Source organism: Stakelama sediminis, assembly GCF_014199335.1.
Lineage (GTDB): Bacteria > Pseudomonadota > Alphaproteobacteria > Sphingomonadales > Sphingomonadaceae > Sphingomonas > Sphingomonas sediminis.
The window spans coordinates 1,137,697-1,150,597 of the sequence record NZ_JACIJI010000001.1 but is presented as its reverse complement, the minus strand read 5'-3'; the positions used below and the strand labels follow the sequence as shown (position 1 = coordinate 1,150,597).

The window sequence follows — 12,901 nt, the reverse complement described above, 5'->3', positions numbered from 1 at the left end:
TGTTGGCCCCAGTTTTGCGACGTAGCGTCGCCAGTGCGCGCTATCACGGCGCTTCGAATGGGAATTTCATGACCGCTTCTTCCAGTACCGCCGCTCGCAAGGGAGCCCGGCGCGGCCTGCCGCTTTCACCCTGGGCCATGTTTTTTCGCGGGTTCCTGAAGCACCCCGTCATGGTCGGATCGATCATTCCTTCCTCGGGTAAGCTGATCCGCAAGATGCTCGGACCGGTCGACTGGAAGAATACGAAACTGTTCGTCGAATACGGTCCTGGCGTCGGCACCTTCTGCCAGACGGTACTCGACCATATGGAGCCCGATGCGCAATATATCGCCATCGACACCAATCCCGATTTCATCGCCTATCTGCGCAAGAATATCCGCGATTCGCGCTTTTCCGCGGTACATGGTTCGGCCGCCGACGTGGTGCAGATCGTGAAGGATCATGGCCATGACCATGCGGACTATGTGCTGTCCGGCCTGCCCTTTTCGACGTTGCCGCCGGGGGTTGGCGACAAGATCGGCGCCGAAACCGCGCGCGTGCTGCGGGTGGACGGCGCGTTTCTGGTCTATCAGTTCTCGCCCAAGGTGCATGATTTCCTGGCACCGCAGTTCAACGACATCGATCACGCCATGGAATGGTGGAACGTGCCGCCGGCGCAGCTTTACTGGGCGTGGAAACGATAACCGCGGCCACAGTGCAACCGACGGCCACGTTCGGACGTATCTCCCAATAGTTTCCCGCCGGTTGGTTGCGGGCCGGGGAGAAGCATGGACGAACCCATTTGCTGTTTGAACGCGATCGGCACGGCGACGCCATCGCACGATATTCATGACGCTTTCATCGGCTGGGCGCGCGAGCAACTGCCGGCTTCGCGCGACCGGCGGTTGTTCGACCGGATGGCGGCGCGTGCGGGCATCGAGCGGCGCTGGTCGGTGCTGCCCGAAACCGACGGCGGTGGATCCCCGGTGGATTCGGGAGGTTTTTACGGGGCAGAGATGCCCGGTACGGCAGCCCGCATGACGCTCTATGCCGATGCGGCACCCGATCTCGGCATGACGGCGATCGAGCGACTTGCCGAACAGGAATCGCTGAACGGTGTCACCCATTTCGTTGTCGCAAGCTGCACTGGGTTCGTAGCCCCCGGAATCGACCAGATTCTCGCGACGCGGCTGGGGCTTGCGCCTTCGGTCGAGCGGTTGATGATCGGCTTCATGGGTTGTTATGCTGCGGTGGCCGCCCTGCGCAGCGCCCGCCACATAGTCCGCTCCACACCCGGGGCGAAAGTGCTGGTGCTGTGCGTCGAACTCTCCACCCTGCACCTGCAACCCGCCGATACGCTGGAACCGCTGCTGGCGATGCTGCAATTCGGCGACGGCGCCGCGGCGGCACTGGTCAGCGCGCAGCCACAGGGGCTGGCGCTGGAAGCGCCGTTTGCCGCTGCCCTGCCGCAATCGGCCGACCTGATCCGCTGGACCGTCACCGATCAGGGCTTTGCCATGCACCTGTCAGGGGAAGTGCCGGGGCGCATTGCCGATACTCTGGCCGATGCCGATTTCACGCAGGTGCTGACGCGTGGTACGGTTGCTCAGGATATCGACGGATGGGCAGTGCATGCAGGCGGGCGATCGATCCTGGATGCCGTGGAGCGCGGATTGCACCTCGACCCCGCAGCACTGGACGATTCGCGTGCGGTACTGGCGCGCTTTGGCAACATGTCCTCGGCAACGCTGATGTTCGTGCTCGCAACCATGTTGAAGCGACCGGTTGAACGCGGCGTGGCACTTGCGTTCGGACCGGGACTTGCGGCGGAGGGATTCGGGTTCCGGAGCGTGGGATGAATGCGCTTGCCCATCGCCGCATTGCCGAGGAGCAGATGGACGATCCCGATCTGGACCCGGCGATCTATCGCGCGGTGCTGTCCGATCTGGCGCAGGTCAATCACGTGACGATGGCGGCACGGCCCACGCTCGATTTTCTAAAGCGTGTGGCAAAGGGCCGCGACCGGCTGCGCATTCTGGATGTCGGCTATGGTGATGGCGATATGCTGCGTCGGATCGCACGCTGGGCAAAGCGGCGCGACATCGTACTGGATTGCGTCGGCATCGACTGCAATCCGGCGAGCGAAACCGTGGCGCGCGCGCATACGCCGGACGATCTGGCCATCACCTATCGCACCGGCGACTATGCCGGTCTGGCAGGCGAGGGCTGGGATTGCATCCTTTCCAGTCTGGTCGCACACCACATGACCCGGGATCAGTTGATCGCATTCCTGCGCTTCATGAAGGCGGAGGGTCGGTGCGGCTGGCTGATCAACGATCTGCACCGCCACCGCTTCGCCTATCATGGCTATCCGTTGCTTGCGCGCCTGATGCGCTGGCACCGGATCGTGCGGGAGGACGGCACGCTGTCGATTGCACGCTCCTATCGTCCGGTGGAATGGCAACCGCTGCTTGATGCGGCCGGGGTGAAACAGGCCCGCGTGTTTCGCGCCTTTCCCTTTCGCCTGTGCGTCGAATGCGTCCGCTGATCCTCGGCGCCGGTCCGGCGGGTGCCGTGGCGGCGATGACGCTGGCGCGGGGTGGGGACGCTCCGATAATCCTCGAACGCGAACGGGTGACGGGCGACGCGCTTTGCGGCGGATTTCTGAGCTGGCGCACGCTCGCTGCACTCGAACGCCTTGGTGTGGAGCGTTCATCGCTGGGCGATGCGGATGTGAGCAAGGTGCGCCTGTTCGCGGCTGATGTCTGCGCCGAAGCCGCGTTGCCGCATCAGGCAAAAGGCGTGTCGCGCCACCGGCTCGATTCGGTGTTGCTGACACACGCGCTTCAGGCAGGAGCGGCGGTTGAGCGCGGGGTGACAATTCGCGAGGTCTCCGATCGCCGGGTGCGACTTGCCGACGGAGCCGAACTGACCAGTGACGCATTGTTCCTCGCAACGGGCAAGCATGATGTGCGCGGTGCGGCGCGGCCTGCGGCGGCGAAGGGAGCGGACCCGGCCATCGGCCTGCGGATCCGGATCGGCCCGTCGCCTGTCCTGCGCACATTGCTTGCCGGAATGATCGAACTTCACTTGTTCGATCGGGGTTATGCCGGGCTGATGCTGCAGGAGGACGGCAGTACCAATTGCTGCATGGCGGTGCATCGATCCCGATTGCAGGAAGCGGGAAGCCCGCGCGCTCTGCTGGATGCACTGGGCAATGCCTGCCCGCGTCTGGGCGAGCGGCTGTCCTGTGCGAACGGCGGCGATTCGATCGATGCGGTGGCGAACGTCCCTTATGGCTGGCGGGCATCAACGACCGGAGCGGGGTGTTTTCGGCTGGGCGATCAGGCGGGGGTGATTCCATCGCTTGCCGGTGAGGGGATTGCGATTGCAGTGGCGAGCGGGATTCGTTCCGCACGCGCCTATAGTTCCCATGGGCCAGAGGCGGCGCCGGAATTTCAGCGCGAATTCGCTCAGGCGCTGGCGCGGCCGATCGGCATGGCGTCGGTGCTGCGTACTATGGCCGAATCGTCTTTTGCGCCATGGATGGTCCGTGCCTGTGCCGCGTTCCCGTCGCTGGCGGGGCTGGGTGCGCGGCTGACGCGTATCGGATCATCTTGACGACGCGCCTGCGCCGCCACACATTTCCGATATGGAAAAACTGACCCTGTCCGAAAGCGAATGGCGAGAACGCCTGACGCCGGAGCAATATCATGTCCTGCGCGAAGGTGGCACGGAACGCGCCTTTTCCGGGCATTATAACGGCAACAAGGCGGACGGTATCTATCGCTGCGCGGCCTGTGCAACGCCCTTGTTCGACAGCGCCGACAAATATGATTCGGGGTCCGGCTGGCCGAGCTTCACGCAGCCCATCGCCGGGGATCGTGTGGACGAGCATCGCGACACCAGCCACGGCATGGTACGTACCGAGGCGCGCTGTGCCGTCTGTGACGGGCATCTGGGCCATGTTTTTCCTGACGGTCCCCCGCCCACAGGACTGCGCTATTGCATGAATTCGCTGTCACTGAACTTCGTGCCGCGCGCCGATGCGCCGTCCGTCGCATAATGCTTGTCGAAACGGGGATTTGGCCGTAATCCGACCTGCAATCGATGGCACGTTCCCCCAAATCCCGTAAGCGTAAAAAAGGCGGTCTGGTCCGGCGCATTGTCGTCTGGACTTTGGGCATCGGCACGCTCATTGCCTGTTGCGGGCTGATTGCGCTGGTTATCGCGGTCTATACGACCAAGGCATCGCTGCCGAGCTTTGACCAGCTCAAATCCTCACCCAACGGGCAGATGATCCGCGTTCATTCGGCCGACGGCACCGTCATCGCCACGCTTGGCCCCAGCTATGGCCAGTGGATTTCCTACGACCAGATTCCGGTCGATATGCGCCACGCGATGATTTCGATCGAGGACCGCCGGTTCCGTTCGCACATCGGCGTCGATCCGATCGGCATGCTGCGCTCGTTGCGCTTTGCCATCCGGTATCACGGTACCGGGCGGCGCTTGCAGGGTGCCTCGACCATCACGCAGCAGGTGGCGCGTACCATCTTCCTGTCGAACAAATACGATATCAGCCGCAAGATCAGAGAGGCGATTCTGGCGCTCGCGATGGAGCGAAAATTCTCCAAGGACCAGATTCTCGAACTCTATCTGAACAAGGTGTATTTCGGCGGTGGCGCCTATGGCATCGACGCGGCTTCGCGTCTGTTCTTCGGCCATTCCGCGACGCATCTGAGCCTGGGAGAGGCGGCGATCATCGCCGGGCTGGTGAAGGCGCCGTCGCATTATTCGCCGACCGCCGATCCGAAGGCTGCCGTCGACCGCGCGGGTGTGGTGCTGCATGCCATGGTCGAAACCGGTGACATCACCCAGGCACAGGCGGATGCAGCCAATCCGCATGTCGTCAAATTCGCGCCGCAGCCCAAATATAACAGCGTGCGCTATTTCACCGACTGGGCGCTGCCGCAGCTCGAAAGCCTGATCGACGAGACTCAGGCGCCGCTGGAAGTCTGGACGACGCTCAACCTGAAAATGCAGCGCGAGGCAGAGGCGGCGGTGCGTGCCAATGTGCCGAAGGGCGCGCAGGGCGCGCTGGTGTCAATGGATCGCGATGGCGCAGTACGCGCACTGGTCGGCGGCACGGACTATGTCACCTCCACCTATAACCGCGCGACTCAGGCGGAACGCCAGCCGGGGTCGTCCTGGAAACTGTTCGTCTATCTCTCTGCGCTGGAGGCCGGGTATAAGCCGGATGACATGATCGACGACCAGGCGGTCGACATCAACGGCTGGACCCCCAAGAATGACGAAGGCTATTATTTCGGGCCGGTGACGCTGCGCAAGGCGTTTGCGCTGTCGCTCAATGCTTCGGCGGCGGAGATCGGGCAGAAGGTCGGGTTCGGCACGGTGGCCGACATGGCCAAGCGGCTGGGCATTACCACGCCGATCAACACCTATCCGGCAATGGTGCTGGGCACCTCTAACGTGCGCCTCATCGATATGACGCGCGCCTATGCCACCATTTCCAATCAGGGGGTGGCGGTGGTGCCGTTCGGGATCAACCGGGTGACGTCGAACGGGCAGGTTCTGTATCAGCACGAAACCGATACCTCGAACGTGCTGGTTGCGCCCTATATCGCAGCGGAGATGACCGATTTGCTGCAGACCGCGGTCAACACCGGCACCGGTCGCGCGGCGCGGATCGGTCGTCCGGTGGCGGGCAAGACCGGTACCACCACTTCCAACAAGGACGGCTGGTTCATGGGTTTCTCCAGCGGGCTGACCACCGGCGTGTGGATGGGCCGTGACGATGCCAAACCGATCCGGGGGCTGTATGGCGGCACCGCGCCGGCGCGCGCCTTTGCCGCGTTCATGAAGCAGGCGGTGGCCGACCGCCCCGTCGAGCAGTTCCAGACCGCGCTGACGCCGCCCGACTGGCAGACGGAGCCGGACGATCAGTCCTATTTCGGCAGCCCCGATAACGGCATGTTTGTCGATCCGAACGGAATGCCGCTCGGCAACAGTTCCAGCACCTATCCGGGGGGCAGCTATTACAGTCCGCAGGACGCCTATCCCGGCGATCAGCCGGATGGAGGACAGCAGCAGACGCAACAGCCCGTCAATCCTTCGGACACGCCGCCTGCGCCACCGCAGCGGCTGGATCAGGACTGGCTGGACCGCGCCCTGGGACGCAAGCCGGAAGCACAGCCGACGCCGCCTGCCCAGCGTCGTCAGACGCAGCCGCAACCTTCGCCCAGTCCGACGCCGTCTCCTAAAAAGGACGCACCGCAGTCGCTGCTACCGCATCAGTTCGACCGTCCGAACCAGTGAAGCGCTGCGCCGTTGCGGCGTAGCCATGCGCGGGCGATCTTCGGGTCGCTGTCGCTGATCTGCCCGACCAGTGCGTGAAAATCCGGTCCATGGTGCATGTGCACGCGATGCGCCACCTCGTGCGCCACGGTCGCTTGCAGCACGCTGTGCGGTGCCAGAATCAGCCGCCAGCTATAACGGATCGTGCCGCTCGATGAGCAGCTTCCCCAGCGTCCGTGCGGATCGCCTATCGAAACCCGCGCGACCGACACGCCGGCCCGTTCGGCAATGCGGGTGGTTTCCCCGGTCAGCACCGAAAACGCCTGCGCGCGCAACCAGCGTTCGACGCGGCGTTCGAACCCGTCGCGCGGGCCGCCGAAGATCAGCGTCTCGTTGGCGATCCGTCCGGCACGCGGCGCGGAGGCCATCCATTCCAGCGTGAGCACTGCATCGCCGAACGGAATGCTTGCCCCCGGTACGAACGGGCGAGCGGTCGGCAAGGTGGCGCGTTGTCGGGCAATCCAGTCGCGTTGGGATTTCGCCCATTCGAGCGCACGGCGTTCGGAAGCCCGCGGCGGCAGAGTGAGCCGGATCGCGCCGCTGGTCGGATCGACGGAGAGTTTCGCCCGCCGTGCACGCGGATGCCGGACGACCTCTATGTCCCCGGTCACAGGATGCGGTCGACCATATGATGCTCCAGATCGCCCGCATCGGTTTCGGAGATCGTCCAGCCGCGGGTGGATTCGCCCGCGCGGTGCACCGCCTCCCGGTCGCCGCAGACCAGATAATGCCATTCGGGCAGGGGCTGTCCTTCCGCGCGCAGGCGATAGGCGCAGGTCGAAGGCAGCCACCAGACGCTGGACACTGTCCGCGCGGTAAGCCTTACGCAATCGGGTACATGGGCATGGCGGTGGCGATAGTCGCTGCACCGCCCCGCATCGCGATCGAGCAGGCGGCAGGCGACGTTGGTCGCAGCCAGTTCTCCGGTATCGGCATCCTCCAGCTTGTGCAGGCAGCATTTGCCGCAGCCGTCGCACAACGCCTCCCACTGTGCGCGGTCGAGCGCTTCCAGTGGCTGTTCCCAGAACCGGTCGCTCACGATACCCAGCGCCTGAGCGTATCGGCCACCGATTGTGCCGACTCGTCCACCGGCACCAGTGCAATGGGCTTGTTTTCCGGGCTCATCAGATAGGCGACCTGGCTGTGGTTGATCAGATACTGCCCGCTGCCATTTTTCGCGGGCACCTTCTGATAGAAGATGTGATATTCCTTTGCCGTCTTCGCAATCGCCTGATCGCTGCCGGTCAGGCCGACCATGGTCGGGTAGAAGGCGGCGACATATTGCTTCAGCACCGGCGGCGTGTCGCGTTCGGGATCGACGGATACGAAAATCGGCACGACTTTCGCCGCCACGCCGGGATCGCTTTTCGCCAGCATCCGCATCCCCTGTCCCAGATGCTGCATGTCGACGGGGCAGACATCGGGGCAATAGGTATAGCCGAAATACATCACCCGGTATTTGCCCGCGAAGCTGGCGCTGGTGACGGTCTTGCCGTCCTGATCGGTCAGGGTGAAAGGACCGCCGATCGTCGCGCCTTGCAGGGGAGGCGACGAATCCGTCTGACCGGAACTGTTCGCGCCCGAACAACCGGCCAGTGCCACTGCCGCTGCCAGAAGAACCGTATTACGTGAAAACTGATTCATGACAGCGCCATCCTTGATCTGATAGGGAAGCAGTTGCAACCATATCGCCAAATCTGACGGGATTTCACATCATCATGTCCGTTCGCGTGCTTTTTGCTGCCCTTGCCGCCGTCGCACTGGTTCCCGCCAGTGCATCCGCCCAGAATGTTTCGCCGGGCTATAGCTTTCTGAAAGCGGTCAAGGACGGAGATGGAACGAAAGTGACCGACCTGATCGCATCGTCGTCGGGCAGCGTCATCAACGCCACCGACGACAAGGGGGAGGGTGCGCTCGATATCGTGGTCAGGCGGCAGGATGCGACCTATCTGCGTTTTCTGCTCGCCAAGGGGGCGGACCCGAATATTCAGGATGACGCGGGCAACACCCCCGCGATGCTGGCGGTCGAGAATAACTTCCCCGCCGCGATCGATATTCTGTCGCGCTATAATGCCAATTTCAATCTGCCCAATAAGCGTGGGGAAACGCCGCTGATTCGTGCGGTGCAGATGCATCAGGTCATGGTGGTGCGCGACCTGCTGGCGCATGGCGCCAATCCCGACCAGCCGGATAATATCGCCGGCATGTCCGCGCGCGACTATGCCAAGCGCGACCGCCGTTCTCCGGCAATCCTCAAAGCGATCGAGGAAGCGCCGAAAAAGGCGCAGACCGATATTATCGGCCCGACCATGTGAAGAAAAAGGCCCGCTGCCTGTTCAGGCGCGGGCCTTTCTTTTGATCGGGTGCCGGAGGTGCAGAATGTCTCCGGCGGATGCGCGCGTCAGTACACCCGCTTTTTCGGAATGATATAGTCGACATCGTCGGTGAGCGTATAGTCGTGGACCGGGCGATAATCGATATCGACCTTGCCCGCTTTGCCACCCCAGCCGTCGAATGTCGCAATGGTGTGCTTCATCCAGTTGGCGTCGTCGCGATCGGGATAATCCTCATTGACGTGTGCGCCGCGGCTTTCCTTACGATTGGCGGCTGACTGGATCGTCACCATTGCCTGTGCGATCAGGTTGTCGAGTTCCAGCGTCTCGACCAAATCGGTGTTCCAGATCAGCGACTTGTCGGTGACATGGATGTCCTCCATGCCCGCATAGACCTTGTTCATATGGCCGACGCCTTCCTGCATCAGCTCGTCGGTGCGGAACACGGCGCAGTGCTTCTGCATCGTCTTCTGCATGTCGAGGCGGATCTGCGCGGTCGGCGAACTGCCATTGGCGTTGCGGAAATGATCGAGCCGGGTCAGCGCAAATTCTTCCGAACCCTTGGGCAGCGGATCGTGCGGCGTGTTCGGCTTGAGCTGCTCCTTGAGGCGCAGGCCGGTAGCGCGGCCGAACACCACCAGGTCGATCAGCGAGTTGGAGCCGAGTCGGTTGGCGCCATGCACCGACACGCAGGCTGCTTCACCCACCGCGAACAGGCCGGGGACGACCGCATCCGGGTTGCCGTCCTTCAGATGGACAACCTCGCCATGATAATTGGTCGGGATGCCGCCCATATTGTAATGGACGGTCGGCACCACCGGCAGCGGCTGACGGGTCAGGTCCACGCCCGCGAAAATCTTGCCGGTTTCGGTAATGCCGGGCAGGCGTTCATGCAGCACCTTGGGATCGATATGGTCCAGATGCAGCCAGATATGGTCGCCTTCCTTGCCGACGCCGCGGCCTTCGCGGATTTCCATCGCCATCGACCGCGACACGACGTCGCGGCTGGCGAGATCCTTGGCCGACGGCGCATAGCGTTCCATGAAACGCTCACCTTCGGAATTGGTCAGATAGCCGCCTTCGCCGCGTGCGCCCTCGGTAATCAGCACGCCCGCACCGTAAATGCCGGTCGGGTGGAACTGCACGAACTCCATGTCCTGCAATTGCAGGCCCGCGCGCAGCACCATGCCACCACCGTCGCCGGTGCAGGTATGGGCCGAGGTTGCGGAGAAATAGGTGCGGCCATAGCCGCCGGTCGCCAGCACCACGGAATGCGCACGGAATCGGTGAATCGATCCGTCCTCAAGACACAGCGCGATGACGCCGCGACACTTGCCGTCTTCCATGATCAGGTCGAGCGCGAAATATTCGATGAAGAAATCCGCGTCGTATTTCAGGCTCTGCTGGTACAGGGCATGCAGCATGGCATGGCCGGTACGGTCGGCGGCGGCACAGGTACGCTGCACCGGCGGACCTTCGCCCATATTCTGCATATGGCCGCCGAACGGGCGCTGATAGATGGTGCCGTTGTCGTTGCGGCTGAACGGTACGCCGGCATGTTCCAGCTCATAGACGGCGGCGGGTGCCTCACGGCAGAGATATTCGATCGCGTCCTGATCGCCCAGCCAGTCCGACCCCTTCACGGTATCGTACATGTGCCAGGACCAGTGGTCGGGCGTGTTGTTGCCCAGACTGGCGGCGATACCGCCCTGTGCCGCGACGGTGTGGCTGCGCGTCGGGAACACCTTGGAGATGTTTGCCGTCTTCAGCCCCGATTCGGCGATACCCATGGTGGCACGCAGACCGGAACCGCCCGCACCGACGACCACGGCGTCATAGGTGTGGTCGATGATCTTATATGCCTCTTTGGCGTCGGTGGCGGCCATTATGCGGATGCTCCGGTGAATGCGATGCTGAGGACGGAAAAGATGCCGATGGCGGCGCCGACGATGACGAAGGCGTTGAGCAGGATCATCAGCACATAGCGGTTTTCGGAATGGGCATAATCTTCGATCAGCACCTGCAGGCCCAGCCGCGCGTGATAGAAGACGCTGGCGATCAGCAGGATCATCGGGATTGCCACCCATGCCGACTGCATCCAGCCGCTGACGGTAGTCCAGTCATAGCCCGGCAGCCGCGCGATCGAGATCAGGAACCATGTCATCAGGAACAGGTTGGCGGCCGCGGTCAGCCGCTGGTGCCACCAGTGATGCGTGCCTTCATGCGCGCTGCCCAGCGCGCGTACGCGGCCGATGCTCGTTCCGTTGCCCATATTATTTGCCCCAGATCAGATAGGCCCAGAAGGCCGCGGTGGCGAGGATCGAAAAGACGATGGTCAATATCGAATAGCGGCGATTGGCCTTCAACTCATAGCCTGCGCCGACATCCAGGATGAAGTGCCGGATGCCGCTTGCCAGATGCTGAAAGAAGCACAGCGTCAGGCCGATGCCGACGATATAGCCGATCACATTCAACGCGCCGGTATGCAGCGTGAAGACGTTCATGAACGCCGCGTAGCTTGCACTGCCGCCGGAAAGTGCGGCCAGCCACCACACGATCAGAACGGTGCCGACCAGCGCCATCCCGTCGCCGGTAACGCGGTGGAGAATGGATACCAGCATGTTCGCACCCCATTTCCATGCGGTGAGGTGCGGGGACAGGGGGCGGGTGTGTGGAGAAGCGCTAGCCAAGATCGGGTTCCTTTCCGTGAAGCGCTACTTACCGTTCATGCGCAATGTTTCAAGTCAAAGCGGTTGCTTTGGCTAACCGGGCCTTAACTTCTTTCGGCCTAATTGGGGCCCTGCATTATGCGAAATATTCAGGGGCAAGGCATTCGTGAGCACCGCATCGAGCAAAAAAGATTTGCCCGTTATCGGGAAACTGGCTGGTGAAATCGATCTGACAGGGCGGCTTCGTGCCTTCGATGTGGACGGAACTCTGCTGGAACAGGCAAAGGAAGTCTGGGCCGTGCTTCAGGAGGATGAGCGCGCCATTTCGGAAGCCTATTGGCAACAATGGCTGCGATGCTTTTCGGACAACAAAGCCTGGGCACCGCACGAAACCGAAAAAATGATCGATCTGGGCTGCGTGTTTCTGCGCAATCGCTTCCTTGATACGCAAGGACGCGTCTGGGTCGAATCGATCGAACGCTCCGTGGCAGCAGCCTATGCTTCGGATGTCCCCCCGATGGCGCTGTTGTCGATGATCAGCGCCAGCGACCGCGCCGCGCTCGACATTCTGATGCGCAAGATCGATCGCGATGACGATCATCTGGCCGCGCTGATTGACACGCTGATGCGGTTGTCGGCGCTGGAAAGCGATATCACGGTCGCGCTCTACAACTGTTATCGCGAATATAGCGCACATGTTGCGCGTGATCGCCTGACCACGGAATTTCGTGACAGCATTGGCATCACGGTTGAGCGCGCGTCTGGCGAAAGCGCCGAATTGCGGTCGCAGGCGGTGGACACCTCAACCGCCGCGCGCGGTATGCTGGACAAGACCAGCGAGGTCGCGGCGGCGGCGGAACAGTCGGCGATTGCCATGCGCGAAGCCGCGCATACCGCGGCCGGACTGATTCGCGCGATTGAGGATGCGCGCAGCGAGGTGGAAGTCGCAGCGGAAATCGCTAATCGCGCAGGCGTACAGGCCGGCGATGCGGTTGAGACATCGAATGCGCTTTCTGACCATGCGAAGTCGATTGAATCGATTCTGGGCCTGATCCGCGATATTGCCGGGCAGACCAATTTGCTGGCGCTCAATGCGACGATCGAAGCGGCGCGCGCAGGCGATGCCGGACGTGGTTTTGCGGTGGTTGCACAGGAGGTGAAGAGCCTGGCGAGTCAGACCGCACGCGCCACCGACGATATTGCCGCCAAGATCGCCGCGATACAGGCGGCGACCAAATCCACGGTGATGAGCAGCGCTTCGGTCTCGACAACCGTGGCAGAGGTCCGGGAGTCAGCCGGACGTATTCGCAGCGCGATGGAAGCACAGGCGCAGACCGTGACGGCGATCACGGCTGCGGTCGATGAAACCGCGCTTGCCGCCGATTCAATGTCGTCCACGATCGCGGCGATCCGTGAGGATACCGAGGGCGTCGCCAGCGACATCGACAAAGTCGGGCAGGGCTTTGCCACGCTCGATGGGGAATTGAGCAGCCTGAAGAACAGCGCGAGCGACTTCGTCAGCAAAGTCGCCGTGTAAAACGGGAT

14 protein-coding genes are annotated in these 12,901 nt (G+C 62.6%); 8 read left to right on the top strand and 6 right to left on the bottom strand.

Annotated elements, in window-relative coordinates; translation table 11 throughout:
- The first annotated feature begins 68 nt into the window (after positions 1-68).
- The 6 genes from FHR23_RS05860 to FHR23_RS05835 all read left to right on the top strand — a co-directional run bounded on the left by FHR23_RS05860 (position 69) and on the right by FHR23_RS05835 (position 6,315).
- Entirely contained in the window at positions 69-683 is a 615-nt protein-coding gene (locus tag FHR23_RS05860) for a class I SAM-dependent methyltransferase (RefSeq protein ID WP_246359691.1), read from the top strand.
- Positions 684-767: 84 nt separating this feature from the next.
- A complete protein-coding gene (locus tag FHR23_RS05855) occupies positions 768-1,838 on the top strand; it encodes a type III polyketide synthase (protein WP_184001926.1) in 1,071 nt (356 codons plus the stop codon).
- Positions 1,835-2,527: a methyltransferase domain-containing protein gene (locus FHR23_RS05850; RefSeq protein ID WP_221227353.1), complete on the top strand. Its 693-nt coding sequence runs from the start codon at positions 1,835-1,837 to the stop codon at positions 2,525-2,527. Before FHR23_RS05855 ends, FHR23_RS05850 begins: the two co-directional genes overlap by 4 nt.
- A complete protein-coding gene (locus FHR23_RS05845) occupies positions 2,515-3,600 on the top strand; it encodes an NAD(P)/FAD-dependent oxidoreductase (protein WP_221227352.1) in 1,086 nt (361 codons plus the stop codon). Before FHR23_RS05850 ends, FHR23_RS05845 begins: the two co-directional genes overlap by 13 nt.
- Before the next feature lie 31 nt (positions 3,601-3,631).
- Positions 3,632-4,045: a peptide-methionine (R)-S-oxide reductase MsrB gene (msrB, locus tag FHR23_RS05840; RefSeq protein ID WP_184001924.1), complete on the top strand. Its 414-nt coding sequence runs from the start codon at positions 3,632-3,634 to the stop codon at positions 4,043-4,045.
- 44 nt (positions 4,046-4,089) lie between these two features.
- Positions 4,090-6,315 carry a transglycosylase domain-containing protein gene (locus FHR23_RS05835; protein ID WP_184001923.1) on the top strand — a complete coding sequence of 742 codons (2,226 nt, stop codon included), beginning with the start codon at positions 4,090-4,092 and terminating at the stop codon, positions 6,313-6,315.
- Here the strand turns inward: FHR23_RS05835 and FHR23_RS05830 are convergent.
- From FHR23_RS05830 to FHR23_RS05820, 3 genes are read right to left on the bottom strand one after another with little or no spacing between them, the layout of a single operon-like run.
- Entirely contained in the window at positions 6,291-6,965 is a 675-nt protein-coding gene (locus FHR23_RS05830; protein ID WP_184001922.1) for a YgjP-like metallopeptidase domain-containing protein, read from the bottom strand. The genes FHR23_RS05835 and FHR23_RS05830 overlap by 25 nt on opposite strands.
- A complete protein-coding gene (locus FHR23_RS05825) occupies positions 6,962-7,393 on the bottom strand; it encodes a YcgN family cysteine cluster protein (RefSeq protein ID WP_425506343.1) in 432 nt (143 codons plus the stop codon). Before FHR23_RS05825 ends, FHR23_RS05830 begins: the two co-directional genes overlap by 4 nt.
- Positions 7,390-7,998 carry an SCO family protein gene (locus FHR23_RS05820; protein WP_184001921.1) on the bottom strand — a complete coding sequence of 203 codons (609 nt, stop codon included), beginning with the start codon at positions 7,996-7,998 and terminating at the stop codon, positions 7,390-7,392. Before FHR23_RS05820 ends, FHR23_RS05825 begins: the two co-directional genes overlap by 4 nt.
- Positions 7,999-8,072: 74 nt before the next feature.
- Between FHR23_RS05820 and FHR23_RS05815 the strand changes: the two genes are divergently transcribed.
- Complete coding sequence (locus FHR23_RS05815; RefSeq protein ID WP_184001920.1) at positions 8,073-8,669, top strand: ankyrin repeat domain-containing protein; 597 nt, start codon at positions 8,073-8,075, stop codon at positions 8,667-8,669.
- A gap of 86 nt (positions 8,670-8,755) precedes the next feature.
- On the opposite strand, the gene sdhA is transcribed toward FHR23_RS05815, so the two are convergent.
- The 3 genes from sdhA to sdhC are packed head-to-tail and all read right to left on the bottom strand — an operon-like array spanning position 8,756 to position 11,377.
- The gene (gene sdhA / locus FHR23_RS05810) at positions 8,756-10,573 is read right to left on the bottom strand and encodes a succinate dehydrogenase flavoprotein subunit (protein ID WP_184001919.1); all 1,818 of its coding nucleotides are present in this window, start codon (positions 10,571-10,573) and stop codon (positions 8,756-8,758) included.
- Complete coding sequence (gene sdhD, locus FHR23_RS05805) at positions 10,573-10,959, bottom strand: succinate dehydrogenase, hydrophobic membrane anchor protein (protein ID WP_184001918.1); 387 nt, start codon at positions 10,957-10,959, stop codon at positions 10,573-10,575. Before sdhD ends, sdhA begins: the two co-directional genes overlap by 1 nt.
- A 1-nt stretch (position 10,960) precedes the next feature.
- Positions 10,961-11,377, bottom strand: a complete 417-nt coding sequence (gene sdhC / locus FHR23_RS05800) for a succinate dehydrogenase, cytochrome b556 subunit (RefSeq protein WP_184001917.1) — start codon at positions 11,375-11,377, stop codon at positions 10,961-10,963.
- Between the two features lie 172 nt (positions 11,378-11,549).
- On the opposite strand from sdhC, the gene FHR23_RS05795 reads away from it, so the two are divergent.
- A complete protein-coding gene (locus FHR23_RS05795) occupies positions 11,550-12,893 on the top strand; it encodes a methyl-accepting chemotaxis protein (protein WP_246359690.1) in 1,344 nt (447 codons plus the stop codon).
- Positions 12,894-12,901 lie beyond the last annotated feature (8 nt).

Excerpts from the sequence above, each read along its gene's own strand:
- FHR23_RS05860 (WP_246359691.1), top strand. The coding sequence starts at position 69 with ATGACCGCTTCTTCCAGTACCGCCGCTCGCAAGGGAGCCCGGCGCGGC.
- FHR23_RS05855 (WP_184001926.1), top strand. The coding sequence starts at position 768 with ATGGACGAACCCATTTGCTGTTTGAACGCGATCGGCACGGCGACGCCA.
- FHR23_RS05850 (WP_221227353.1), top strand. The coding sequence starts at position 1,835 with ATGAATGCGCTTGCCCATCGCCGCATTGCCGAGGAGCAGATGGACGAT.
- FHR23_RS05845 (WP_221227352.1), top strand. The coding sequence starts at position 2,515 with ATGCGTCCGCTGATCCTCGGCGCCGGTCCGGCGGGTGCCGTGGCGGCG.
- msrB (WP_184001924.1), top strand. The coding sequence starts at position 3,632 with ATGGAAAAACTGACCCTGTCCGAAAGCGAATGGCGAGAACGCCTGACG.
- FHR23_RS05835 (WP_184001923.1), top strand. The coding sequence starts at position 4,090 with ATGGCACGTTCCCCCAAATCCCGTAAGCGTAAAAAAGGCGGTCTGGTC.
- FHR23_RS05820 (WP_184001921.1), bottom strand. The coding sequence starts at position 7,998 with ATGAATCAGTTTTCACGTAATACGGTTCTTCTGGCAGCGGCAGTGGCA.
- FHR23_RS05815 (WP_184001920.1), top strand. The coding sequence starts at position 8,073 with ATGTCCGTTCGCGTGCTTTTTGCTGCCCTTGCCGCCGTCGCACTGGTT.
- sdhA (WP_184001919.1), bottom strand. The coding sequence starts at position 10,573 with ATGGCCGCCACCGACGCCAAAGAGGCATATAAGATCATCGACCACACC.
- sdhD (WP_184001918.1), bottom strand. The coding sequence starts at position 10,959 with ATGGGCAACGGAACGAGCATCGGCCGCGTACGCGCGCTGGGCAGCGCG.